A 24,639-nucleotide genomic window follows, 5' to 3' on the forward strand; every position below is an offset into this window, starting at 1 on the left:
CTCCGGTGACTCTCCAGGGCTTAATTGCCACACTTTCGCGCGCCTCCACATTCGACAATGCCCTCGCCTTCGCGAACCGGAACGTCGATTTCTCTCTCACCGAGGGGCTTCGCGCCCCGCTGCTCGCCGCCCTGCTCGAGCAGCGCACCCGGCTGGGCAAGGCCCCGGCCCTGCTGCTGATCACCGCCACCGGGCGGGAGTCGGAATCGCTGCACGAGAACCTTGCCTGCTTCGCCACCGACGCCGAGATCATCGACTTCCCGGCCTGGGAGACGCTGCCGCATGAGCGGCTCAGCCCCAGCGCCGAAATCGTCGGCAAGCGCCTCTTCGCCCTGCGACGGATGCGCGAGTGGGAGGAGAGCGCCCCGCCCGCCCGACGCCCCCTGATCGTCATCGCCTCCGTGCGCGCCGCGCTGCAGCCTGTGGCCGACAACCTCACCGACTACGAGCCGATCGACCTGGTCGCCGGCCAACGTGGTCACGACCTCTCCGCCATCGCGCGTCAGCTCGTCAACGTTGCCTATGCCCGGGTGGACATGGTCACGCGGCGCGGCGAGTTCGCGGTGCGCGGCGGCATCCTCGACGTCTTCCCGTCGATCGCCCCGCATCCTTACCGGGTGGAGTTCTTCGGGGACGAGGTCGAGCAGATCCGCGCGTTCTCGGTCGCGGACCAGCGCTCCTTTCCTGCCCCGGTCGACTCGGTGAGCCTGCCGCCGAGCCGCGAGCTGCTGCTCAGTCCCGCCGTTCGGCAGCGGGCCCGCGAGATGCAGCACGAGTTCCCGAGCCTGTCCGGCCTGCTCGCGAAGATCGCCGAGGGCATCCCGGTCGAGGGCATGGAGAGCCTCGCACCTGCTCTCGTCGACCGGCTCGTGCCGATCACCCACTATCTGCCCGCGGAGGCGGCCGTCGCCGTCATCTCGCCCGAGCGCGTCGCATCCCGGGCGATCAGCCTGGCCGAGACCAACCGGGAGTTCCTGGGCGCGGCGTGGAGCGCCGCGACCGCGGGCGCCGAGGCGCCGATCGACCTGGAGTCGGGCGACTTCCTCACCCTCGGGCGGCTGCGGGAGGCCGTGCAGTTCAGTGCGCCCGGCGCCCCGGCGTCCGCGCACGTGTGGTGGACCCTGAGCTCCTTCCAGGCGGCGCCGACGGATGCCCCGGTGCTGCCCGAGCACCGGGAACTCGACGACCTGCTCACGGTGCGGGTCGAGGGCGACGCCGTGCCGAGCTTCCAGGGCAGCGTCGAGGGCGCCGTCGGTCACCTGGCCGAGCGGCTGAAGGCCGGCTGGACCGTCGGCATCGTCGCCCAGGGTGCCGGGCTGGTCGAACGCGCCGCCGACGTTCTGGCCGAGCGGGAGCTGCCCGCCCGGATCGTCACGGAATGGCCGAGCCGACCCGAGGCCGGTATCGCCTACCTGCTGAAAGCATCCGTCGACCACGGTTTCGAACTTCCGGAGACGAAATTCTCACTGGTCAGCGAGTCCGAATTCTACGGCCGCACCGTGGGCTACGACGCGCGCCAGGTGAAGAAGCTGGCCAGCCGGCGCAAGAACGTCGTCGACCCGCTGCAGCTGAAGGCCGGCGACCACGTCGTGCACCAGACCCACGGCATCGGCCGGTTCATCGAGCTCACCCAGCGTGAGGTCTCCAGCGGCGGGCGCAACCCGGTCAAGACCAAGCGTGAATACCTCGTGCTCGAATACGCGCCGTCGAAGCGCGGGCACCCGGGCGACAAGCTCTACGTGCCCACCGACCAGCTCGACCTGGTCAGCCGCTACGTCGGCGGGGAGGCGCCGACGCTCAGCAAAATGGGCGGCAGCGACTGGTCGGCCGCGAAGACCAAGGCGCGTCGTGCCGTGCGGGACATCGCCGTCGAACTCGTCAAGCTCTACTCCGCACGGATGGCCAGCAAGGGCCACGCGTTCGGGCCGGACACCCCCTGGCAGCGCGAGTTGGAGGAGGCGTTCCCGTTCGCGGAGACGCCCGACCAGCTCACCACCATCGACGAGGTCAAGGCCGACATGGAACGGCCCATCCCGATGGACCGGCTGCTCTCCGGCGACGTCGGGTTCGGCAAGACCGAGGTGGCCGTGCGCGCCGCCTTCAAGGCGATCCAGGACGGCAAGCAGGTCGTCATGCTCGTGCCGACGACCCTGCTCGTGCGCCAGCACATGGAGACGTTCCAGGAGCGCTTCGCCGGATTCCCGGTGCACCTGCGCGCGCTCAGTCGATTCCAGACCGAGAAGGAATCCCGCGAAACCATGGCGGGCATGCTCGACGGCACCGTCGACCTCGTGATCGGCACCCACCGGCTGCTGTCGGACTCCATCGTGTTCAAGGACCTGGGCCTCGTGATCATCGACGAAGAGCAGCGCTTCGGCGTGGAGCACAAGGATGCGCTGAAGAAGCTCAAGACCAACGTGGATATCCTCGCGATGAGCGCCACGCCCATCCCGCGCACGCTGGAGATGGCGGTCACCGGCATCCGGGAGATGTCCACCCTGGCCACCCCGCCGGAGGACCGGCACCCGATCCTCACCTTCGTCGGACCGTACTCCGACCGCCAGGTGGCCGCGGCCATCCGGCGGGAGCTGCTGCGGGAGGGCCAGATCTTCGTCGTGCACAACCGGGTGTCCAGCATCAACCGGGTGGCCGCGAAGCTGGCCGAGCTCGTGCCGGAGGCGCGGATCGCCGTGGCGCACGGCCAGTTGCCGGAGGCACAGCTGGAACAGGTCGTCGTGGACTTCTGGGAGCGCAAATTCGATGTGCTGGTCTCGACGACGATCATCGAGACCGGCCTGGACATCGCCAACGCGAACACAATCATTATCGACCGCGCCGACAAGTTCGGGCTCAGCCAGTTGCATCAGCTGCGGGGGAGGGTCGGCCGCGGCCGGGAGCGCGCCTACGCCTATTTCCTCTACGACGAGAACAAACCGTTGACTGAGATCGCCCACGACCGGCTGTCGACCATCGCCGCGAACAACGAACTGGGCGCCGGCATGCAGGTGGCGTTGAAGGACCTCGAAATCCGCGGCGCGGGCAACCTGCTCGGCGGCGAGCAGGCCGGGCACATCGCCGGGGTCGGCTTCGACCTTTACCTGCGCATGATCGGCGAGGCCGTGAGCACCTTCCGCGGCGACGTCGCGGAGGGCCAGACGGAGCTGCGGCTCGAACTGCCCGTCGACGCCCACATCCCCGAAGACTACGTCGACAGCGAGCGGTTGCGCCTCGAGGCCTACCAGAAGCTGTCCGCCGCAAGCTCGCCGACGGCCGCGAAGGACCAGATCGACCTGGTCCTCGACGAACTCACCGATCGCTACGGCGAGCCGCCCCAGCCGGTGCAGAACCTCATCCTGGTCTCCCGGCTGCGCTGGCTGGCCCAGCAGGCCAGTCTCGGCGAGGTCGTCGCGATGGGTTCGAACCTGCGCGTGTCGCCGGCGAACCTCGCCGACTCGATGCAGGTGCGCCTGCAGCGCATGTACCCCGGGTCGCGCTACTTCACCCAGAACGGTGCGCTGACCGTGCCCATGCCGCGCATCAACGGGGAACCGCTCGGGGATGCGGCGCTGATCGCCTGGGCCGGCAACCTGCTCGACGCTCTCTTCCCGCGTCCCGTCGTCGCGGTCGCGTAGCCCGCCGCGGCCGGGTTGTCCGCGGTCGCGTGGCCCGTCGCGATCGCTTGACGAGTGGCCGTGGGTCCGAACCGTCTTTCAGCGGTTCCGTCCCGAACGAATTCGACGGAGATTCTGTCCAAATCGAACGTAAACACACCTAGAGAGCGCTCTTTCGAGAAAATCTCCGTCGAATTGGTACGACGCCGGATACTCCACTCAGGTCTCCGGTGCGGTGCGCCGCTGCCGCCGCAGCACCACCGGCTCGACGAATCACGCGGCCACCGGGCCAACCGCCGCGAGCAGCAGGACCGGATGCCCGTGTAACTCCCCGGCCCAGGGCGTCGATCGCCAGCTCCACCAGCCACAGCGTCGTGCCGTACCCCGGGGGCTCAGCTCGGGTGCAGGATCGCGGCGGCGGCCCGCAAACGGCTCCGGGTACCCACGATGAACACTGGGTCGCCTACCCGGCGCTCGCCGGCCACCGTGAGCTCCCGCCGCATCCCGATGCCTGGCAGCGGCACCTCCGTGAAAATCATGGCGCATGCACAGACCGGGGCCGCGGCTCCTCACGGGACGGATCAGGCCCCGCAGACTCCGTCAATTCCGGGCGATTAGAGTTGTCGCGTGTCCTCTACAGAGAATCCCACCGCCCCGGCATCCGCCCCGGCATCCGCCTCCAATCTCGACGAACTCGTGCGCGTGGTGGCTCTCCTGCGTGCACCGGGCGGATGCCCGTGGGACGCAGAGCAGACCCACGAGTCTCTGGTGCAGTACCTGACCGAAGAGACGCACGAGCTGATCGAGGCGATCGAGTCCGGCAGCCGCGACGAGATGCTCGAGGAGCTCGGCGACGTGCTCTACCAGGTGGTCTTCCACGCCGACCTCGCGGCGCACACCGCGGGCGAAGACTTCGACATCCACGATGTCGCCGCGCATATGACCGCGAAAATGGTGGGGCGGCATCCGCATGTCTTTGGCGACCTGAACCTGGAAACGGCCGACGACGTGGCCCTCGCTTGGGACGATTTCAAGGCCGCAGAGAAGCCCTCCCGCACGAGCGTGCTCGACGGGATCCCGCAGGGCATGCCGGCGCTCGCGCTCGCCGACAAGGTGCTCGGCCGAGCCCAGAAGATCGGGCTGCTCGGCACCGAGGCCGCGTTCCCGCTTCCAATCGAGACCGAGGACCAGCTCGGCCCGCTGCTGCTGGCCATCGTGTCTGCGGCCAAGAGTCAGGGGCTCGACTCCGAACGTGCCCTGCGCACGGCCCTCCGCGGTCTGCAGGACGAGATCCGCGAGGCCGAGACGACGGATGCCGGCGACGTTGCCGACGCCGGCATCATCGGCCTGCCCGGCTGAGGCCTGCGCGGCTGAGGCTTGCGCGAAGGCCTGCGCTGAGGCCACGCGGCGGTGCCGACAGGGCGGTGGCGGAACAGTCCAACCATGAGCCAGACATCCGTCAATGGTCTTCTGTCCGCTCAGATCGGTGACGAATTCGATGCCTCGCAGCAGTTCATTGCCATCGCCGTCTGCTTCGCATCGCCCTGACGCTGGCCCAGGAGAAGCAGGTCACAGCGCAGATCGGGGTTTGTTTCGCGCCGCCCGGGCCGACGGCGATACCCTCGGAAAGCAGGTGATGCGCTGGTTCCTCACGGAGCAGGTCGAGGAAGTGGCCTCGATGTCCACCCTCCTGACCATCGCCAGGGCGCCGGTGACAACCACTTCGACATCTTGCACTACATCGCATGAGAGACCGTGTCGGGCGTCCCGGCGGAAATCGACGGGCCGACCCGAACTGACACAATTGGGGCTATGGCAACACCAGTGACCCCTCCCCGCGGCATGCGCGACTTCCTCCCCGCCGACAAGGCGTCCCGGGAGCACGCGCTGGCCGTGATCCGGCGAAGCTTCGCGGCGCACGGCTTCGACGAGATCGAGACCCCGGTGATGGAAGACGCGGCCCGGCTGCACTCCGGGCTCGGCGGCGACAACGAGAAACTCGCCTTCGCCGTGCTGAAGCGTGGGTTGAAGCCGACGGATGCCGCGGCCGCCGCCGAATCCGGCGACCTGCTCGGGCTGGCCGACCTGGGCCTGCGGTTCGACCTCACCGTGCCGCTCGCCCGGTTCTACGCGACTCACCGGGCGGAACTGCCGACGGTGTTCCGGTCCATCCAGATCGCGCCGGTCTGGCGGGCGGAGCGTCCGCAGAAGGGCCGCTACCGGCAGTTCGTGCAGTGCGACATCGACATCATCGGCGAGTCCGGTCTGCTTGCCGAGATTGAGCTGATCACCGCGACCGCCGCCGCGCTCGACGCCCTCGGCCTGACCGGGTGCTCCATCCGCGTCAACGACCGCCGCATCCTAACCGCCCTGCTCGCCCATTGGAGCGTGGCGCCCGAGCTGAACGAACGCGCGCTGATCGTGATCGACAAACTCGACAAGATCGGCGTCGACGGGGTTGTCACGGAGCTCGCCGGCCTGGGCATCGCCACCGACGGCGTGGCCGATACCCTGACCCAGATCGCCGATGCCGGCTGGACGGCCGCCGAGCCGACGCCGCCGGCCTGGCTCAACACGGACGCCTTCGCCGACCTGCTCGCGCTGCGCGCCGCGATGCCCGAGGTGCGGCTCGTGTTCGACCCGACCCTCGTGCGCGGGATGGGCTACTACACCGGCACCATCTTCGAGATCTCACACCCCGATCTCGGCTACTCCCTCGGCGGTGGCGGCCGGTACGACGGCATGATCGGCCGCTTCCTCGGCACCGAGGTTCCGGCCTGCGGGTTCTCGATCGGGTTCGAGCGCATCGTCGACCTGTTGGGCGTGGATGCGGCATCCGCTGAGAACGCCGTCGTGCTGGTGTACGACAAGGGAACAGACCCGGCCCGGCTCGTGGCGCTTAAGCGAACACTGGTCGAACAGGGCCTCCGGGTGCGCCTCGAACAGCGCACCAAGAACGTCAAGGCGCTGCTGGAACGCGCGGCCGGAGCCGGTTACGGGCGCTACGCGTTCGTCGGGGCGGATGCCTCCGGCGCGGGCGAACTCGATTTCCGTCCCCTCGGCGGCTGAGGCCAGTCGCTAGACTGTTATGGGATTGGAACACGGCGCTGTTTTCCTCGATTCCTTCAGACCAACACCCCAACAATTAAAAAAATATAGGAAACAGGAGATAGCTGTGGCTCTCATTGAGGCAGTAGTAGCGCGCGAGATTCTTGACTCCAGAGGCAACCCGACCGTTGAGGTCGAGGTATTGCTTGATGACGGTTCGGTCAGCCGTGCCGCCGTTCCATCCGGCGCATCCACCGGTGCGTTCGAGGCTTACGAGCTGCACGACGGCGACAAGTCACGTTATTTGGGCAAGGGCGTCCGCAAGGCCGTTGACGCCGTCATCGACGAGCTCGGCCCGGCAGTCGAGGACCTCGACGCCGCTGACCAGCGCATCATCGACGCCGTCCTGAACGAGACCGACGGAACCGACAACAAGCACCGCGTCGGCGCCAACGCTATCCTCGGCGTCAGCCTGGCCGTCGCCAAGGCCGCCGCGACCTCGGCCGGCCTGCCGCTGTTCCGCTACCTCGGTGGCCCGAACGCACACACCCTTCCGGTCCCGATGATGAACATCATCAACGGAGGCTCCCACGCCGACAACGACGTGGACATTCAGGAATTCATGGTCGTCCCACTCGGAGCCGAGTCCTTCGCCGAGGGCCTCCGCTGGGGCACCGAGACCTACCACGCCCTCAAGGCGCTTCTCAAGTCCAAGGGCCTCTCTACCGGCCTCGGCGACGAGGGTGGCTTCGCCCCCAACCTGCCGAGCAACCGTGCCGCTCTCGACCTCATCGTCGAAGCCATCCAGAACGCCGGCTACACGCCCGGCAAGGACATCGGTCTGGCGCTCGACTGCGCCGCCTCCGAGTTCTACAAGGACGGCGTCTACCACTTCGAGGGCAAGGAACTCACCGCCCTGGAGCTGTCCGCGTACTACGTCGATCTCGTTGCGGCCTACCCGCTCGTCTCGATCGAAGACCCGCTCGAGGAAGACGACTGGGACGGCTACGTTCACCTCACCGCCGAGCTCGGAGACAAGGTCCAGATCGTCGGCGACGACCTCTTCGTGACCAACCCGGTGCGCCTTGCCAAGGGCCTGGCCCTCGGCACTGCGAACTCCATCCTGGTCAAGGTCAACCAGATCGGCACCCTGACCGAGACGCTTGACGCGGTGTCCCTCGCGCAGCGCGCCGGATACACCGCCGTCATCTCGCACCGCTCCGGTGAGACCGAGGACACCTTCATCGCCGACCTCGCGGTTGCGACGGATGCCGGCCAGATCAAGACCGGAGCACCCGCCCGCAGCGAGCGCGTCGCGAAGTACAACCAGCTGCTCCGCATCGAGGAAGAGCTGGGCGAGGCCGCCGTGTACGCGGGCCGCTCTGCCTTCCCGCGCTTCAAGGCGTAGTTCGACTGGAGCTCTCGGAGCGCGGGTTCATCCCCGCGGCTTCGGGAGCTCCATTTTTTTGTCCGATTGCAGTTAGGGTTCCAGTGCGGGACAACCGCGACCAGCGATTCACGAAGGGAGTTGCCGTGGCCAGGAAACGCGCCGACGAACAGCCCGTCGCGCTGCCCCCGACCGAGACCGCGGCCGCTCGCTGGCTGCGCGGCCTGCGCCTGTCCGGGTTTTCGCTGGTGATGATGGGCCTCCTGATCATGGCCGTGATCGTCCTGGCGCCCGGCATCCGCACCTACGCCGACCAGCGCCAGCAGATCGAATCGCTCACGGCGGCGGTCGAGGCCCAGCAGGGCGCCGTGGAAGAGTTGAAGAGTGAGCGGGAACGCTGGAACGACCGCACCTACGTCACCACGCAGGCCAGGGACCGACTGTCCTATGTGCTTCCCGGCGACGTGAGCTTCCTCGTGATCAACGATCTGGCCCTGCCCGTCGCGGGCGACGCGGCCGCACCGGTCGCCACCCCCACCATCCAAACCACCAACGTCGATTGGCTTTCCTCCATGTTCGCCTCCGTAATGACGGCCGGTCTGGCTCCCGAGGCCGCGAAATGACCCGGCCTCCCTTCGCTTCGGTCACCGAGGACGACATCACCATCGTCTCGGCTCAGCTGGGACGCCCGGCCCGCGACGTCGTGGGCATCGCCGCGCGCTGCGTTTGCGGCGCCCCGACCGTGGTGGCGACGGCGCCGCGCCTTGCCGACGGCACCCCCTTCCCCACGCTGTACTACCTGACGCACCCCGCGGCGACCGCCGCGCTGTCGTTCCTCGAGGCCACCCAGGTGATGAACGAGTACAACCAGTTGCTGGCCGATGACGAGCAGGTGCGTGCCCGCTACCGGCGTGCGCATGAGGGCTTCCTCGCCGACCGCGAGATCCTGGGCACGGTTCCGGAAATCGTCGGCATCTCCTCCGGTGGCATGCCCGAACGCGTGAAATGCCTGCACGCGCTGGCCGCGCACTCTCTGGCCGCCGGCCCCGGAGTGAACCCGATCGGAGATCTGGCCCTCGCCCGGGCAGCCTGGACGCCCGCCGTCTGCGAGTGCCTCGACTACACCACGGCCGACGAGTGACCCGCTCCGCTTGGCGTCGGATCGGCGCGGGCGTCGCCCTGGGCCTGACCATGGCGCTGGGCGGGGCTTTCGTTGCACCGACCGCGCCGGCCTTCGCGGAGAACACGCAGGTGCGTGACCTTGAGTACTGGCTCAACGACTACGGATTCACCCAGGCCTGGAATACGACCCGTGGCGCGGGCGTGACGGTGGCCGTCATCGATACGGGTGTCGCCGACGTCGCCGACCTCACCGGTGCGGTCGTCGGCGGAACGGATGTCTCCGGGCTCGGCTCCGCCAATGGGCAGACGCCCGTCGGAGAAGGCAGCGAGCACGGAACTCTGGTGGCATCCCTGCTGGCCGGACGCGGCACGGGTGAGGGGTCCGGCGTGCTGGGAGTGGCTCCCGAGGCGTCGCTCCTGGCCGTCTCGGTGGCCTTCGGCACCAGCGACGCCACCCTCAGCAACGACGACCAGATCGCCGAGGGCATCCGCTGGGCCGTCGACAACGGCGCCGACGTCATCAACATGTCCCTCACCCGCAACACCTTGGACTGGCCGCCGAGCTGGGACGACGCCTTCCTCTACGCGTTCGAGAACGACGTCGTGGTCGTCGCCGCCGCCGGGAACCGAGGCAGCGGCACCACCGAGGTCGGAGCCCCGGCCACCATCCCTGGGGTGCTCACGGTCGCCGGTGTCGACCGCAACAAGGGCGCCAGCTTCGACGCGTCCTCGCAGGGCATCACGATCTCGGTGGCCGCGCCCAGCGAGCAACTCGTGGGCGTCGTTCCGGGCGGCGGCTACGTGCAGTGGAACGGCACCAGCGCGGCCGCGCCCATCGTGTCGGGCCTGGTCGCCCTGGTGCGCGCCGCCTATCCCCGCCTCGATGCTGCGGAGGTGATGAACCGGGTCATCGAAACTGCCGACCCGAACGGGCGGGTCGTGCCCAGCCCGATCTACGGCAACGGTCTGATTGATGCCGCGGCGGCGGTCACTGCGGCCGTGCCGGCATCCACGAGCCCGGAACCGGCCGCCCTGCTGGAGGAGTGGATCCGGGTACACCGGCGGGCGGACACCGAGGTCGAGCCCACGCCGCAGACCGCCACGCAGGTGCCGGTCGCGCCGCAGGAAGACCCGGCGTTGCCTGCCCCCAGCGTCGTCGCGGCATGGTTGCCCAGCCCGCTCACGCTGACGTATGTCACAGTGCCGCTCCTCGTCCTGGTCGGGTTTGGTACTCTGGTAACGCTGCTCGGCACCGGGGCCACTCGGCACATCAAGCGAATCCGGTCAAAACGGTAAGTTTTCGTGCAGCCAAATTATGTAGGAGGACTTTCATAGTGCCCAAAATTCTTATAGTCGGTGGCGGCTACGCCGGGTTCTACACCGCGTGGAAGCTGGAGAAATGGCTCCGCGCCGGCGAGGCCGAGGTCACCATGGTCGACCCTCTGCCGTATATGACCTACCAGCCGTTCCTGCCGGAGGTCGCAGCCGGATCCATCGAGGGTCGCCACGCCGCAGTCGCGCACCGTCGTCACCTCAAGAAGACCAACGTCGTGACGGCCAAGGTCACCCACATCGACCACGCCTCGAAAACCGCGACCATCACCCCGCCCAGTGGCGAGCCCTACGAATTCGTCTATGACGTCGTCGCGGTGACGGCCGGCGCCGTGTCGCGCACGTTCCCGATCCCGGGCGTCGCGGACCAGGCCATCGGTCTGAAGACCATCGAGGAAGCCGTCGCCATCCGTGACCGCGTGCTCACCAACTTCGACAAGGCTGCCCAACTTCCGGCCGGCCCCGAGCGCGACCGCCTGCTCACCTTCGTCGTCATCGGCGGGGGCTTCGCCGGCATCGAGGTCTTCGCAGAGCTGCGTTCCTTCGCGTCATCGCTGCTGAAGTCCTACCCGCAGATCGGGTTCGACGACACCCACTTCCACCTGATCGAGGCGATGGGGCGCATCATGCCCGAAGTTTCGCTGCCGACCAGCCTCTGGGTCATCAAGCACCTCGACGAACGCGGCGCGCAAATTCACCTGAATACGCAGCTGACCAGCTCGGTCGACGGCAAGGTCGAACTGTCCACCGGTGAGAGCTTCGAGACCGATCTGATCGTCTGGACAGCCGGAGTCATGGCTAACCCGGCCATCGTGCGCCACACCGACCTGCCGATCGAAGATCGTGGTCGCCTGCAGGTGCGCCCCGACCTGCGCGTCGGAACCGAAGACGAGATCATCGCGGACGCCTGGGGCGCCGGCGACATCACCGCCGTTCCCGACCTGAGTGGCGGGGGAGTGGGCGGCTTCTGCGTGCCCAACGCTCAGCACGCGGTGCGCCAGGGCAAGCTCCTCGCGAAGAACATCGTCGCGGTGCTGCGCGGCGAGACTCCCGAGGAATACCTGCACAAGAACTTGGGTGCCGTCGCCGGCCTCGGTATCGGTTCCGGTGTCTTCCAGTCCGGCAAGATCGCCATCACGGGTCTGCCGGCCTGGTTCGCCCACCGCGGCTACCACGGCCTGGCCATGCCCAGCTGGGAGCGCAAGCTGCGCATCATCTGGGGCTGGATGAACAACTTCTTCCTCGGTCGCGACATCGTCTCGTTGGCCGCGGTGCAGAACCCGCGGGCCACGTTCGTGGAGTTCGCCTCGCGGCCCAAGCCGGTCGTGGATTCTGCCGCTCCGGCCAAGGCTCCGGTGACCGTCGCCGCATCGGCCAAGGCAGCGGCCACCGTAGCCGGCCCCGGCACGGGTCCCGCTGCCAAGGCAACGGCGCGTGCACCCCGAGCCCCGCGAAAGACCGCGGCCGACAAGGCTGCGGAGGTCGCTCGGGCAGGGACGACCGAGAAGGCCGCGGCGACCGCAGCCGTCAAGTAACAGCGTCTGCGGGCGTCACCGAGAGAAACCGATGACGCCCGCAGCCCCTACGCTTGAGGCGTTCGGTTTCGCCGCGCGAGCCCCCGTAGCCCAATGGCAGAGGCAGACGACTTAAAATCGTCACAGTCTGGGTTCGACCCCCAGCGGGGGCACCACACGGTACGACACCGCGTCACCGCGTCACCGCGTCACGGCCCCGACTCCCGCCGCCCGGGCGACAGCATCCATGCCTCGTCGTTCAACCTGCCGGCAGACCCTGAACGGATGCTGCGGTAAATCCCTGCCCCCGGTCTGTGCCGGGTGAGGCAGCCTGTCCGGCCCGGTTTCGTCGCGCTACGATCTGCGAGTGAAACGGCCGATGCCTCCTGCCACGTGCCATTCCCGACGTAGGAACGGTGTCAGGGACTTTCTGCAAGCAACGTGGGACATCAGCCGGTTCTTCTTCTGGAAGTGATCACCACGGCGAAGGCGCTGCTCGGGCGCGGAACCACCACGACCGGCGAGGGCGCGCCGCTCACGGCCAAGGCGCTGCGCCGACCTGAGCGCTCCCTCGGCGTCACCGGCGCTTTGCACCACCGACGCCCCGCGCGCTTTCCGCTCACGGCGTCACTCTGTTGGAGTCCAGACGGCTGAGGGCGGAACCAATTCGACGGAGATTTTGGCCTCAGAGCCCGGTTTCCGTCTGTTTCGCGCCATTCTCGGCAGAATCTCCGTCGAATTGGTTAGGGGCAGCTACTCCAGGTGGTCCAGATACCTCAGGATGATGCCCTCGCGGAGCGCCCACGGCGACACTTCCAGCTCGGTCACCCCGAACGCGGCCATCGCCGCGTGGAGCACGATGCCGCCGGCCACGATCTGGAAGGTGCGGTCGGCGGTGATGCCGGGCAGCGCCGGGCGCGCCTCAGCCGGGATCCGGGCCAGCCGGGGGACCCAGTCGCTCAGCTGCGAGCGGCTCAGCTGCATCCGCTCGCCTGAACCGAAACCCTCCGCGGTGGAGCCGGCCAGTTTGGCCAGGGAGCGGATGGTCTTGGACGAACCGACGACGTGGTGCGGCTCCGGGAGCCCCTCGAACGCCACCAGGGCTTCCGCGAGCACGGCGGCGGCGTGCTCGCGGAGGGCGGAGACCTGCGCGGGCAGCGGCGGGTCGTCGTGCAGGAAGCCGATGGTGGAACGGCCGGCGCCCAGCGGCAGCGACAGCGCGACCACAGGCACCTCGTTCGCGCCGGCGGCGATCTCCAGGGAGCCGCCCCCGATGTCGAAGAGCAGGATGTCCCTGGCGGACCAGCCGTACCAGCGCCGCACGGCCAGGAACGTCAGTCGGGCCTCGTCCTCGCCGGACAGGACCTGCAGGGCGACCCCGGTTTCCCGTTCGACCCGGGCGAGCAGTTCGGGCCCGTTCACGGCCTCACGGAGTGCGGAGGTAGCGAACGGCAGGAGGTCGTCGACGTGGTGGCGGCGGGCCACCTCGGCCGCGTTCCGCACCGACTCGAGCACGGCGGTGCACCCCTCGTCGGTGATGGCGCCCTCAGGGGTGAGGTAGCGCATCAGGCGCAGCACGGCCTTGTCGGAGGCCATCGGCACCGGCTGGGCGCCTGCGTGCGCGTCGACGACCAGCAGGTGGACGGTGTTCGAACCGACATCAAGGACTCCGAGGCGCACGCTCTAGACGATAGCGTGCGCCGCGGACGCGCCGTTACGCGCTGACGCTGTGGCGGCTCGTCGTTCGGGTGCCGTCGACCATGGTGTGCAGGGAGTCCATCAGCGGCAGCAGCCGCTGGTCGTGGGTGACCAGCACCCTGGCGGTGTCGTGCTCGACGGTGAGCCGCGCGGGCCGTTTGCCGGCCTGGCCCAGAAGACCCACGGCATCCGGCAGCAGGTCGGCACGGATGCCTGCTGCGCGGCGAGCACGCGGCCCGTGCCGGCCTCCGCCGAGTTCGCCCATCACGACGAGCTGTTCCCGGGCCGTCGGCGCCGGCAGCAGGTTCGCCTGCTGGAAGACGATGCCGAGCCGGTCCCAGCGCAGCTGCGCCTTTTCGGCCAGGGACAGCAGGGTCGCATCGACTTCGCCCATGTGCACGGACCCGCTGTTGGGCGTGATCAGGGTGGACGCCACGGCGAGCAGGCTGGACGTGCCGCTGGATGCTCCAGACCGTGAAGAATGCGCCGACGACCAGCGCCGAGATGCCGAACAGTATCGCCACCATGAGCAGCAGGCCGCCACACATCTACCCGCAGCTCGGGGTGTCCTCACGCCCGGCAGGCCGGCCTGATCCGTCGGGCCTGACCGGCCGTGTGACCTCTCGGCGGGCCTGACCCCGCGCCCTCTCGGCGGAATCATCGGGGGTGGCCGAGGCTCAGACTCGGGCGGGCGTGACGAACCGCTGCCAGGCCCAGGCCCCGATGCTGAGGGCGGCGAACAGGGTGCCTGCCACCCACCACAGGCTGAGGCTGCCACCTTCGTGCCAGAGTTCCACCGCCGGGGACAGCACTCCGAACATGATCGTGAAGGCGAGCACGGTCAGGCACGCCCAGATCGGCGGTGACCAGGCGAGGATGCTCCGTCCGCTGGTGCGTCCGATCGGGATCAGCACCAGCGCTGCCGAACCGATCGCGGCCAGCACCACACTGTTGATGATCTCGGCCGCCAGCGCGCTGAGGAAGCCGTCCGCGGCCGGCAGCAGGCCCAGCGTCAGCCAGCCGACCACGGCCAGCCCGATCAGGCTGCCGGCCCGAACGGCGGCGAGGGGGCCGCGCCTCGGCGTCAACACCTCGGGGGCCACGGTGACGCTGCCGAGCAGTCCGAAGACCAGCGCCGGATGAACGTCGAAAGCCCGGGAGGCCAACGCGGTCAGGGCGACCAGCAGCAGGTAGCGGGGCAGGAAAGTCACGGATGCCTTCGTCCGCCACACGCGGGAGCTCCACCAGAGCGGAACGAGCGCTCCGACCGCGTTGACGATGAGGAGGGCCAGCGCCACGGCGAGGAGCAGCCGCAGGTAGGCAGGCTGGCTGGTGACCGGCCCGGACAGCATGACGAGGGTGGCCGCGGCCAGCACGGCGGCGCCGGCCACCAGCCACCGGTTCAGACGTAGTTCGGGAACGGTCTCGAATTCCTCGCGGGACCGGTTGCGGCCCGCGATCGGCATGCTCTGCCAGAGCGGGCGGCCGTCCGTGGCCCGGAACACGGTCCCGGCGAGGAGGCGCGCGGGGATGCATAGCAGCAGGAGGGCGCCGAGCGCCAGCAACGCCGCCTGGAACCAGGAGAGGTCGGGGGTCGACCACGGCGGCAGCACTGCCGTGGCGAACCGGGTGGGGTCGTTCCAGCCGCCCGGCAGCGGTGTGGCCAGGGCCACGGCCGGACGGTCCGCCTGCGGTGCCGGCGAAGCCGGGGCTGCAGAACCGGGCGGGGCTTCCGCCGGTGCCGACTCCTCGGCCGGCGGTGGGGCGGCGGGGGCGTCGGCGGACGGGGCGGTCGCCTCGGGGCCGGTCGAGCCGGAAGGGGAAGGGGTGGGGACGCCGTAGAGCACGTCCACCCCGGGGCTGCCCGGGCCGAGGTTGCCGGCCAGGTCGAGTTGCACCGCGATCACCCGGAAGGTACCGGCAGCGACTCCGCCCGCCGAGCAACTCCACGACCCGGATGCGACGACGGCGCTGCAGACCGAATATGACCCGGCGAAGACGGTCACGGTCGCACCCTCTTCTCCGGTGCCCGTGTACCCGGCGTCGGTGAGCGGCAGCTGGGCGCCGCTCGCCGGCGTGGTCAGCGTGGGCGGCGCCGGACGGTCGAGGTCGAAGACGAGGTCGACCGGTGCGCTCGAATTGGACCATGAGGGATTGCTGTAGCTCGTCTGCTGGCTGGCCGAGACCTCGGCCTGCCCGCCGGCGAGGCCGTCGGCGAACGTGCACGACCAGTTGCCGGAGGAGTCGGCGGTGGCCGTGCAGCGCGGGCCGCCGCTCACCGTGACGACGACGGAGGCCCCCGGATAGCCGGTGCCGCGCACCGTGCCGTTGGTCAGGCTCCCACCGGTGGGACCGCCCGTCACCCGGGGGGCGGACAACACGGCGATCGTGTGCTCGTCGGTCAGGTCGGCGGCTCCGGTGACGACGACGCGAAGCGGCACGGATGGCCCGCTCGGCAGGGAAACCGCGGCGCAACTCCACTGGCCGGCGCCGTCGACGACGGCGAAGCAGAGCGGGTCCTGACCGTCGACGGGGGAGAGCAACCGGATCTCCCGGCCGGCTTCGCCCGTGCCGGAGACGGTGGTGGTTCCGCTGCCCACGAAACTGCCCGGCGGTGGGCTGACGATGGCCGGCGCGTTCGTCGGCGCCGCCTTGGCGTCCCGCTCGCTTGTGGGAGCCGGTGTGGGAGCCGGCGTGGCTGCGGCAGTCGGTTCGGCGAACGCCGCGCCCGGCACGCCGAGGAGAAGCAGGCCGACCAGGGCGACGAACAGAGGCAGGGTACCGGGCGTCCACCGTCGACGACGGCGCCCGGGCGTTCCGCCCGAACCGGCCATACGTGTCCCGTACATGATTCCCCCTGTGACCATTTCACGGGCCAGCGCCGGGAAAGTCAACGTGCGACACGCAATTTGACGGCGACGGCAGCCATTCGTGATCGGCGGGGGCCATAGGGCATACTGGCGCTGGAACATCCACGCTGCTGTTTCCCCGCGAAAGAGCACGGGGCGGCTGTGGCTGGGTCACCGCGCCGGGTATCCTCAATCCCGGCTACTGAAGGCGGTGCGCCGATGCTCGACCTCTCCCACCGCCCCACGGGCCGGCCGTGGCAGACCCCGGGGCTGTTCTGGCCCGAGCTCACGGCCGCGACGGCGCACCTGGACGCCCCCGTCGCCGCCCTCCACCTGGGTGCCCTGCGCCACAACGCGCACGACCTGCTGGACCGCGCGGCCGGCACCTCCCTCCGGGTCTGCCTCGAACTCGACGCGGCCTGGGAGGCCCCAGTGTTCGGCCACCTGGGCGTCTGGCGTTCACCCGTGCACACACCCGGCGAGGCCCGCCGGCTCGCCGCGGACATCGTCGCCCGCCCCGGCTTCGTCCTCGTCGGCGTGATGTCCTATGAGGCGCAGGTGGCTGGGATCGGCGACAGGCCGGCCGGGAAACCGCTCCGGGGCCTGGTCACCCGCTGGGTGCGGCGCCGGTCCGTTGGCGAGCTCAGGGAGCGGCGCAGCGCGGCCGTCGCCGCGGTGCGCGAGGTCGCGCCCCTCGAGTTCGTGAACGGGGGCGGAACCGGCTCGGTCGAGAGCACGCGCGCTGACGCATCCGTCACCGACATTGCCGTCGGCAGCGGCTTCTTCGGCGGCCACCTCTTCGACAATTTCGCGAGCTTTCGGTCCGCGCCTGCGGCCGCGGTCGCCCTCACGGTGGTGCGGAAGCCCAGCCCCGACACGGCCGTGCTGCACGGCGGCGGCTGGATCGCGTCCGGCGTGCCCGGGGCCGACCGGCTGCCCCGCGTGGTCTGGCCGGAGGGCCTCAGCCTGGTGCCGCGGGAGATGGCCGGTGAGGTGCAGACGCCGCTCACCGGTGTCGGTGCGGCCCGGCTTCGCGTCGGTGACCGCGTCTGGGCGCGGCACACCAAGTCGGGGGAGCTGAGCGAGCACGTGAACGAGTTCGCGCTGGTCGAGAATGGAAAGGTGGTCGACATCCTGCCGACCTACCGGCGTGAGGGGAAGGCCTTTCTGTGAGTGCGAGCGGAGCGGTGTGGCGCAACTGGGCCCGGAACCAGGCGGTGACCCCGGTGCGCGTGGAGCGGCCGTCGAGCGTCGCCGCCGTGCAGCGCGCCGTGGTGGCGGCCGGGGCGGTGGGCCTTCGGGTCAAGGCCGTGGGCTCCGGGCACAGCTTCTCGGGCATCGCGCTCGCGCCCGGGGTGCAGCTTGACCTGTTTGACCTCGCAGGGCTGATCGGTGTGGACACCGTGGCCGGGCAGGTCACTCTGGCCGCGGGCACCCGACTGTTCGAACTGCCCCGGCTGCTGCGGCCCTACGGTCTGGCCCTGCCGAACCTGGGCGACGTGGACCGGCAGACGATCTCCGGCGCCACGTCCACCGGGACCCACGGCACGGGCGGCCGGTACGGCGGCCTGGCCACCCAGATCGTGGCGCTGACCCTGGTGGTCGGTGACGGCACCCTGCTGCGCGTGAGCGCCACGGAGAACCCGGAGCTGCTGCCCGCGACCCGGCTCGGTCTCGGTGCGCTCGGAATCGTGGTGGACGTGACCCTGCAGTGCGTGCCCGCGTTCCTGCTGCACGCGGTGGAGGCGGCCGAGCCGCTCGAGGAGGTCCTGGAGCACTACCTCGACCGGTCCGACCACAGCGATCACTACGAGTTCTTCTGGTTCCCGCACACCGAGACCGCCCTGACCAAGACCAACACCCGGCTGCCCCTGGAGTCCGGCCGGTCGCCGCTCGGCAAGGTCGCCCGCTTCGTCGACGACGAACTGCTCGCGAACGGGGTCTACCGCGGCATTTGCGCCCTGGGCGCCGTGGCGCCGGCGACAGTCCCCGGATTCAACCGACTCGCCGCCCGCCTGACCGGCAGACGCGAATTCACGGATGTCTCCCACCGCGTGTTCCTGACGAACCGCACGGTGCGTTTTCAAGAAATGGAATATGCCCTGCCGCGCGCCCTGGTACCGGCCGCGCTGCGGGAAGTGCGGGCGCTGATCGAGGCGCGAGGTTGGCGCATCTCGTTCCCGATCGAGGTGCGCTCGGCCGCCGCCGACGACGTCTGGCTGTCCACCGCAGCGGGCCGGGAGACCGGCTACATCGCCGTGCACCGGTACTACCGGGAGGACCCGGCTGCGTATTTCCAGGCGGTCGAGGCCATCATGCGCGCGCACGGCGGGCGTCCGCACTGGGGCAAGACGCACAACCGGGATGCGGCGTCCCTCCGCACCGACTATCCGCACTTCGACGACTTCCTCTCGGTGCGTGACAGGCTTGACCCGGAGCGCCGCTTCAGCAACAGCTATCTGGAAAGAGTCCTGGGTCGATGAGCAACAGCAACACCCCCGCCGCCCGTGCCTGGGAACACCGTGCGGGGGAGCTGGGAGACCGGCTGCCCGACGGTTTCACCCTGGGCGTGGCAACGTCCGCGTTCCAGATCGAGGGTGGCGCCCGGGAGGGCGGTCGCGGCGAATCGAATTGGGACACGTTCACGGCCACCGCCGGGCGCATCCGTGACGGCTCCAACGCATCCGTTTCGACCGATCACTTCAATCGGCTCGACGAGGACGTCACGCTGCTCCGCGAACTGGGCGTCGACGTCTATCGGTTCTCCCTGGCCTGGTCCCGGCTGCAGCCGGATGGCCGCGGCTCGCTCAGCCGGGCCGGCCTGGCCTTCTACGACCGGCTGCTCGACGGGCTCCTGGTCGCGGGGATCAGCCCGATGGCGACCCTGTTCCACTGGGACACCCCGTTGCGCTTGCGCGGCGGCTGGCTGAACCGAGACACCGCGATGCGGTTCGGCGACTACGCCCACCAGGTCGGCGAGGTGTTCGGGGACCGGATCGACTCCTGGCTGACCCTGAACGACCCCGCGACGGTGACCCTCAACGGCTACGCCCTCGGCACGGATGCCCCGGGGGAGGCCCGGCTCTTCGGTGCCCTGCCGGCGGCGCACCACCAGCTGCTTGCTCACGGACTCGCTGTGCAGGGGCTGCGCGCCGCCGATGTGTGCGGCCGGATCGGGATTTCCAACGTGCACTCGCCCGTGCAAGCCGCCAGCGGCCGCGAAGCCGACGAGGTCGCCGCCGCGCTCTTCGACGTGCTGCACAATCGCGTCTACGCCGACGCGGTGCTGCTCGGCCGCTACCCGGAACCGCCGGAGCCCTACCAGGTACCGATGCGGATGCTGCTGGAAACCGACCCGGACGACCTGCGCACCATCCACCAGCCGCTCGACTTCTATGGGCTGGGCTACTCCCAGCCGAGCCGGATCAGGGCCGGCGCCGCTGCCCCGAAGACCCCGAACGGGCCTCCGCCCAGCGGGCCGCCGGAGAAGGTCGTGGCCTTTCCCTTCCACGTCGTCCCGTTTCGCGAGTTCCCGGTGACCAACGCCGGCACGGCCATCGCGCCCGAATACCTCGGTGTGGCCCTCGGCGAACTGCGCGACCGCTACGCGGAGAACCTGCCGCCCGTCTGCATCACGGCCGGGGGAGCGAGCTTCCCCGATGTCGCCGACAAGTGGGGTGCCGTGCACGATCCGGCCCGGATCGACTACCTGGCCGAGCACATCACGGCGGCGCTCGCCGCGGTGGCCCCCGGCGGGATCGCCGACGGGGTCACCCTGCGGGGCTACCTGGTCTGGTCCCTGCTGGACAGCTTCGAATGGACGGCCGGCTACACCCAACGGTTCGGCCTCGTGCACGTCGACTTCCAGAGCGGCACCGGCACCCGCACCCCCAAGTCGTCCTACCGCTGGCTGCAGACGGTGCTCTCCGCCCGCTGACGGTCGCGCGGGGCCGGTCGTCGCCGCGTTACTTGGAGTGTGTCGGGAAGCGCATGTGAGCCTCAGGGCGCGCGGTTATGATAGCTCGTGCGTCGTAAAAAGCGCCGCCGCGGCCTGCTTGCCCGCCCCGCCTCACCTCAAGGAGAAGCTGCCATGGAATGGCTCATCCCGGTCCTCATCGTTGTTGCACTCGTCGTCATCATTGGGATTTACCTCTGGGCCACGTACAACTCCCTCGTCACCCTCAAAGTGCGCGTGGACGAGGCATGGAGTGATATCACCGTTCAGATGAAGCGCCGGGCCGACCTGATCCCGAACCTGATCGAGACGGTCAAGGGCTACGCGGCACACGAGCGGGCCGTTTTCGAGAACGTCACGAAGGCACGGGCCGAGTCGCTCAACGCGCAGGGTCCGGCCGAGGCCGCCGCCGCCGAGAACCACATGCAGACCGCGCTGCGCAGCATCTTCGCTGTAGCGGAGGCGTACCCGCAGCTGCAGGCCAGCCAGAACTACCTGCAGTTGCAGGGCGAGCTCGTCGACACGGAGGACAAAATCCAGGCCTCACGCCGGTTCTATAACGGCGGCGTTCGGGAACTGAACACGAAGATCCAGGTCTTCCCCAACAACCTCATCGCCCGCAACCTCGGGTTCACCCAGCGAGACTTTTTCGAGGTGTCCGACTCCGCCGCCATCGCGGAGCCGCCTCGCGTTCAGTTCTAGCGGACGGCTGCCATGTACAGCGCAATTGCGCGCAACAAGCGCAACACCGTCTTCATCATCATCCTGTTCATCGCCATCATCGCGGGTCTCGGCTGGCTCGCCAACGCGGTCTATAGCACGCCCGGTGACTACAGCATCCTGATCTTCACGGTCGTCTTCGCCACGGGGTACGCCGTGGTGCAGTACTTCGTGGCCGGTCGCCAGGCGATCGCGATGAGCGGCGGCATCCGCATCACCAGTCAATCGGAGAATCCGAGGCTCTGGAACATCGTCGAGAACCTCTCGATCACCACCGGCACGCCGATGCCCGCGATCTATGTCATCAACGACCCGGCGCCGAACGCCTTCGCCACCGGGCGCGACCCGGAACACGCGATCGTCGCGGCCACCACCGGCCTGCTGGAGATCATGACCGACTCCGAGCTCGAGGGCGTCATGGCGCACGAGCTCGGCCACGTGCGCAACTACGACATCCGCCTGTCGATGGTCGTGTTCGGCCTCGTCGTCGCCGTCGGGTTCATCTCGGACATCTTCCTTCGAATGGCGTTCTTCGGCCGGAACAGCAAAAATAATGGCAGCCCCGTCATCATGGTGGTCGGTCTCGTCGCCATGCTCGTGGCGCCCCTGATCGCCACGATCGTGCAGCTTGCGGTGTCGAGGCAGCGCGAATACCTGGCGGATGCGACGGCCGCCCTGACCACGCGGCATCCGGACGCCCTGGCGAGCGCACTCGGCAAGCTCGAGGCCTTCGGGCGCCCGATGAAGAAGCAGAATACCTCGATGGCCCACCTCTGGATCGCCGACCCGCTCAAGCCCGGCGTGATGGACAAGCTCTTCGCCACGCACCCGCCGATCGCCGAGCGCGTCGAGCGCCTGCACACGATGGGCCGCAAGTTCTGACCTGCTTCGACGGCCGCTAACGCAGCTCGGCGGCCAACGCCTCGGCGAGATTGCCGCGCCGTTCCACCTCGATCTGCGGCAGGCCCTGCCAGGCGGCGGCCTCCTTGAGAACAGATGCGAGACGCCCGGCCGTGTCCGACGGCGCGCCCGGCTCCGCCCAGGCCGCGCGCACCCGCAGCACCTGCGCCTGCCGGTCGTTCTTCAGGTCGACCCGGCCCACGATCGTGTCGCCGAGCAGCACGGGCAGGCAGTAGTACCCGAACACCCGCTTCGGTTCGGGCGTGTAGATCTCGATCCGGTAGTGGAACCCGAACAGGCGCAACGCGCGCGCCCGTTCCCAGACGACCGGGTCGAACGGCGACAGCAGGGTCGCGGCATCCACCCGGCGCGGGAGCCGCGCGTCGCGGTGCAACCAGGCTCCCCCCGGTGCGCCGCCCGCACCCCAGCCCGGCACCTCGACCGGGATGAGCTCGCCGGCATCCTCGAGGTCGTGGATGGCCGCCAGGGTCGCCGGGCCGCGCAACCGGAAGTAGTCGGCGAAGTCCTTCCCCGTGCCGATTCCGTGCGCCCGCGCCGAGCGACTCACCAGCTCGCGGTGCGCGTCGTCCCGGCCGACCGTTCGCTCCCGCAACTCCCGCGGGAACACCTGCTCCGGCAGCCCGTAGACCCGCTCGAACCGTTCCCGGCCCGAGATCGCCACGTCGCCCCAGCGGAACAGGGTCTCCAACCCGGTCTTCACGTCCGACCAGCCCCACCACGGGCCGCGGCGGCGGTTCGCGTCGTGCTCGATGGCGCTCGCGCGCAGGGGACCGTTGGCGGCAAGCTCGGCGAGCAGCCAGTCGAGCATCGGCCGGTTGCCCTGAGCCCACGCCTCGGTTGCCGACCGGGTCCGGAATTCGCGCATCCGCCAGCCGAAGAGCGGCCAGGCGTCGCGCGGCAGGAACGACGCCTCATGCGCCCAGTACTCGGTGAACCGGGATTCGCGGCCCGAGGTCAGCCGGTCCAGCTGCGCCTTGTCGTAGGCGCCGAGTCGGCTGTACGCCGGCATATAGTGGCTGCGCTCGAACACGTTCACGGAGTCGATCTGCAGCAGCCCGAGCCGGTTCACCAGGGCATCCAGTTGACGGATGCCCGGCGTCACTGTCGGCGGGCGGCCGAAGCCCTGCGCGCCGAGCGCGATCCGGCGGGCAAGGGCTGGGGAGATCGTCTGCACCACTCTCCGACCCTAGTGGCACGCTTCAGACGGCATTCACCCGATGTTCAGCGGCGCGCCCCCTCACGGTCGACGGCTGCTCCTAACCTCGCTTTTACCGGCTACCCGGCTCCACACGTCCGCGTTTTCGCGCGGCGGCCGACACCGGTTCGACGGAGGAAACTTGTTCACCACCCGCATCCTGGCCGCCCTGGCCACGGCCACCGCCCTCGCCCTGAGCCTGTCCGCCTGCTCCGGTGCCGCGGATGCCGGTTCCGGCACCACGGGGGTCGATGCCGCCTCCGCGACCAGCCTCTCCGCCTTCGGCGACCTGGCCGCCCTTGAGGACGCGGCCCGGGTCGAAGGCGCCCTGAACGTGATCGCCCTGCCGCGGGACTGGGCCAATTACGGCGCCGTGCTTGACGCATTTGCCGAGAAGTACCCGGAGATCACCATCACCGAGGCCTCGCCGGACGCGTCCAGCGCCGAGGAGATCCTGGCCGCGGACAACCTCGCCGGGCAGGACACCGCCCCCGACGTATTCGACCTGGGCCTCGCGGTGGCGCTGTCCAGCACCGATCGCTTCGCGCCCTACCAGGTGGCGGCATGGGCCGAAATCCCGGATGCGCTCAAGGAGGCCTCCGGGCTGTACACGGGCGACTACGGCGGCTACCTGGCGGTCGGCTACGACCCTGACGCCGTTCCCGCGCCGACCGAGCTGCGTGACCTGCTCGGCGCCGAGTACACGGGCAAGGTCGCGATCAACGGCGACCCGACACAGGCCGGGGCTGCGTTCGCCGCCGTCGGGCTGGCCACCGTGCAGAGCGGGAGCGATGTGAGCGACTTCCAGGCCGGCATCGACTTCTTCGACGAGCTCAACCAGGCCGGCAACTTCGTCAAGATCGACCCGACTTCGGCGACCATCGCGTCGGGTGAGACCCCGGTGGTCTTCGACTGGGACTACCTCAACGTGGGCTACGGCACGAGTCTGGCCGGCGAGCGCAACTGGGAGGTCGTCGTCTTTCCGGGAACCGGTTACGCCGGCTATTACAACCAGGCCGTGAACAAGGATGCCCCGAACCCGGCCGCAGCCAGGCTCTGGCAGGAATTCCTCTACAGCGACGAGGGCCAGAACCTCTGGCTCGCCGGCGGCGCCCGCCCCGTGCGCGCCGAGGCGATGGCGGCGGCCGGCACCATCGACGCCGCGCTCTTCGCCGCACTCCCGGCGGCCCCGGCCGAGACGGTCGTCCCCTCCGAGGCGGAGAGCGCCGCGGGAGCCGCGCTCCTCGGCGCGAAGTGGGCCGCAGCTGTCCGGTAGTCGGCGCGGCA

General features: G+C 69.4%; 20 protein-coding genes and 1 tRNA gene. 16 read left to right on the forward strand and 5 right to left on the reverse strand.

What is annotated here, in order from left to right; all coding sequences use genetic code 11:
* Window positions 1-5: 5 nt before the first annotated feature.
* A complete protein-coding gene (mfd, locus tag E3T40_RS15800) occupies window positions 6-3,632 on the forward strand; it encodes a transcription-repair coupling factor (protein WP_104195390.1) in 3,627 nt (1,208 codons plus the stop codon).
* A 371-nt stretch (window positions 3,633-4,003) separates the two neighbouring features.
* Here mfd and E3T40_RS16485 read toward each other — a convergent pair whose 3' ends face one another.
* Window positions 4,004-4,150 carry a hypothetical protein gene (locus tag E3T40_RS16485; protein WP_158252089.1) on the reverse strand — a complete coding sequence of 49 codons (147 nt, stop codon included), beginning with the start codon at window positions 4,148-4,150 and terminating at the stop codon, window positions 4,004-4,006.
* 88 nt (window positions 4,151-4,238) lie between these two features.
* On the opposite strand from E3T40_RS16485, the gene E3T40_RS15805 reads away from it, so the two are divergent.
* The 9 genes from E3T40_RS15805 (at window position 4,239) to E3T40_RS15850 (ending at window position 12,668) form a co-directional block, all read left to right on the forward strand.
* Window positions 4,239-4,970 carry a MazG family protein gene (locus E3T40_RS15805; RefSeq protein ID WP_134544751.1) on the forward strand — a complete coding sequence of 244 codons (732 nt, stop codon included), beginning with the start codon at window positions 4,239-4,241 and terminating at the stop codon, window positions 4,968-4,970.
* 453 nt (window positions 4,971-5,423) lie between these two features.
* The gene (gene hisS / locus E3T40_RS15815) at window positions 5,424-6,680 is read left to right on the forward strand and encodes a histidine--tRNA ligase (RefSeq protein ID WP_104195388.1); all 1,257 of its coding nucleotides are present in this window, start codon (window positions 5,424-5,426) and stop codon (window positions 6,678-6,680) included.
* A 106-nt stretch (window positions 6,681-6,786) separates the two neighbouring features.
* Window positions 6,787-8,067: a phosphopyruvate hydratase gene (gene eno / locus E3T40_RS15820; RefSeq protein ID WP_134544754.1), complete on the forward strand. Its 1,281-nt coding sequence runs from the start codon at window positions 6,787-6,789 to the stop codon at window positions 8,065-8,067.
* Window positions 8,068-8,192: 125 nt separating this feature from the next.
* Window positions 8,193-8,669, forward strand: coding sequence for a septum formation initiator family protein (locus tag E3T40_RS15825; protein WP_134544757.1), 477 nt, complete (start codon window positions 8,193-8,195; stop codon window positions 8,667-8,669).
* A complete protein-coding gene (locus E3T40_RS15830) occupies window positions 8,666-9,187 on the forward strand; it encodes a DUF501 domain-containing protein (RefSeq protein ID WP_104195386.1) in 522 nt (173 codons plus the stop codon). The genes E3T40_RS15825 and E3T40_RS15830 overlap by 4 nt, the downstream gene beginning before the upstream one ends.
* On the forward strand, window positions 9,184-10,464 hold the full coding sequence (locus E3T40_RS15835; RefSeq protein WP_369827965.1) for a S8 family serine peptidase: 1,281 nt from the start codon (window positions 9,184-9,186) through the stop codon (window positions 10,462-10,464). Before E3T40_RS15830 ends, E3T40_RS15835 begins: the two co-directional genes overlap by 4 nt.
* 38 nt (window positions 10,465-10,502) lie before the next feature.
* A complete protein-coding gene (locus E3T40_RS15840) occupies window positions 10,503-12,035 on the forward strand; it encodes an NAD(P)/FAD-dependent oxidoreductase (RefSeq protein WP_104195385.1) in 1,533 nt (510 codons plus the stop codon).
* A gap of 79 nt (window positions 12,036-12,114) precedes the next feature.
* A tRNA-Leu gene (locus E3T40_RS15845) sits at window positions 12,115-12,190 on the forward strand.
* Between the two features lie 295 nt (window positions 12,191-12,485).
* Window positions 12,486-12,668, forward strand: a complete 183-nt coding sequence (locus tag E3T40_RS15850) for a hypothetical protein (protein WP_134544759.1) — start codon at window positions 12,486-12,488, stop codon at window positions 12,666-12,668.
* Window positions 12,669-12,767: 99 nt separating this feature from the next.
* Here E3T40_RS15850 and E3T40_RS15855 read toward each other — a convergent pair whose 3' ends face one another.
* The 3 genes from E3T40_RS15855 to E3T40_RS15865 form a co-directional block, all read right to left on the reverse strand.
* Window positions 12,768-13,694: a Ppx/GppA phosphatase family protein gene (locus tag E3T40_RS15855; RefSeq protein ID WP_134544762.1), complete on the reverse strand. Its 927-nt coding sequence runs from the start codon at window positions 13,692-13,694 to the stop codon at window positions 12,768-12,770.
* Window positions 13,695-13,728: 34 nt separating this feature from the next.
* Window positions 13,729-14,148, reverse strand: a complete 420-nt coding sequence (locus E3T40_RS15860) for a hypothetical protein (protein WP_104195384.1) — start codon at window positions 14,146-14,148, stop codon at window positions 13,729-13,731.
* Between the two features lie 241 nt (window positions 14,149-14,389).
* Entirely contained in the window at window positions 14,390-16,561 is a 2,172-nt protein-coding gene (locus E3T40_RS15865; protein ID WP_166786668.1) for a hypothetical protein, read from the reverse strand.
* A gap of 219 nt (window positions 16,562-16,780) precedes the next feature.
* Between E3T40_RS15865 and E3T40_RS15870 the strand changes: the two genes are divergently transcribed.
* From E3T40_RS15870 to E3T40_RS15890, 5 genes are all read left to right on the forward strand, one after another.
* Window positions 16,781-17,734, forward strand: coding sequence for a hypothetical protein (locus tag E3T40_RS15870; protein ID WP_134544768.1), 954 nt, complete (start codon window positions 16,781-16,783; stop codon window positions 17,732-17,734).
* Window positions 17,731-19,044 (forward strand): D-arabinono-1,4-lactone oxidase, encoded by a 1,314-nt coding sequence (locus E3T40_RS15875; RefSeq protein WP_104170834.1) that lies wholly within the window; start codon window positions 17,731-17,733, stop codon window positions 19,042-19,044. Before E3T40_RS15870 ends, E3T40_RS15875 begins: the two co-directional genes overlap by 4 nt.
* Entirely contained in the window at window positions 19,041-20,498 is a 1,458-nt protein-coding gene (locus E3T40_RS15880) for a glycoside hydrolase family 1 protein (protein ID WP_134544771.1), read from the forward strand. Before E3T40_RS15875 ends, E3T40_RS15880 begins: the two co-directional genes overlap by 4 nt.
* A 153-nt stretch (window positions 20,499-20,651) precedes the next feature.
* The gene (locus E3T40_RS15885) at window positions 20,652-21,218 is read left to right on the forward strand and encodes a LemA family protein (RefSeq protein WP_104170836.1); all 567 of its coding nucleotides are present in this window, start codon (window positions 20,652-20,654) and stop codon (window positions 21,216-21,218) included.
* A 12-nt stretch (window positions 21,219-21,230) separates the two neighbouring features.
* Window positions 21,231-22,118 (forward strand): M48 family metallopeptidase, encoded by an 888-nt coding sequence (locus E3T40_RS15890; protein ID WP_104170837.1) that lies wholly within the window; start codon window positions 21,231-21,233, stop codon window positions 22,116-22,118.
* Between the two features lie 16 nt (window positions 22,119-22,134).
* Here E3T40_RS15890 and E3T40_RS15895 read toward each other — a convergent pair whose 3' ends face one another.
* Window positions 22,135-23,334, reverse strand: coding sequence for a winged helix-turn-helix domain-containing protein (locus tag E3T40_RS15895; protein WP_134544774.1), 1,200 nt, complete (start codon window positions 23,332-23,334; stop codon window positions 22,135-22,137).
* A gap of 160 nt (window positions 23,335-23,494) precedes the next feature.
* Between E3T40_RS15895 and E3T40_RS15900 the strand changes: the two genes are divergently transcribed.
* Complete coding sequence (locus E3T40_RS15900; protein WP_241981809.1) at window positions 23,495-24,628, forward strand: ABC transporter substrate-binding protein; 1,134 nt, start codon at window positions 23,495-23,497, stop codon at window positions 24,626-24,628.
* Window positions 24,629-24,639: the final 11 nt, after the last annotated feature.

It is taken from the genome of Cryobacterium sp. TMT1-19, from assembly GCF_004403055.1.
Taxonomy (GTDB): Bacteria; Actinomycetota; Actinomycetes; order Actinomycetales; family Microbacteriaceae; genus Cryobacterium; species Cryobacterium sandaracinum.

What these genes read in the sequence shown, in the direction of transcription:
- E3T40_RS16485 (WP_158252089.1), bottom strand. Translation starts at nt 4,150, where the DNA reads ATGATTTTCACGGAGGTGCCGCTGCCAGGCATCGGGATGCGGCGGGAG.
- hisS (WP_104195388.1), top strand. Translation starts at nt 5,424, where the DNA reads ATGGCAACACCAGTGACCCCTCCCCGCGGCATGCGCGACTTCCTCCCC.
- E3T40_RS15830 (WP_104195386.1), top strand. Translation starts at nt 8,666, where the DNA reads ATGACCCGGCCTCCCTTCGCTTCGGTCACCGAGGACGACATCACCATC.
- E3T40_RS15865 (WP_166786668.1), bottom strand. Translation starts at nt 16,561, where the DNA reads ATGTACGGGACACGTATGGCCGGTTCGGGCGGAACGCCCGGGCGCCGT.
- E3T40_RS15870 (WP_134544768.1), top strand. Translation starts at nt 16,781, where the DNA reads ATGCTCGACCTCTCCCACCGCCCCACGGGCCGGCCGTGGCAGACCCCG.
- E3T40_RS15880 (WP_134544771.1), top strand. Translation starts at nt 19,041, where the DNA reads ATGAGCAACAGCAACACCCCCGCCGCCCGTGCCTGGGAACACCGTGCG.
- E3T40_RS15885 (WP_104170836.1), top strand. Translation starts at nt 20,652, where the DNA reads ATGGAATGGCTCATCCCGGTCCTCATCGTTGTTGCACTCGTCGTCATC.
- E3T40_RS15890 (WP_104170837.1), top strand. Translation starts at nt 21,231, where the DNA reads ATGTACAGCGCAATTGCGCGCAACAAGCGCAACACCGTCTTCATCATC.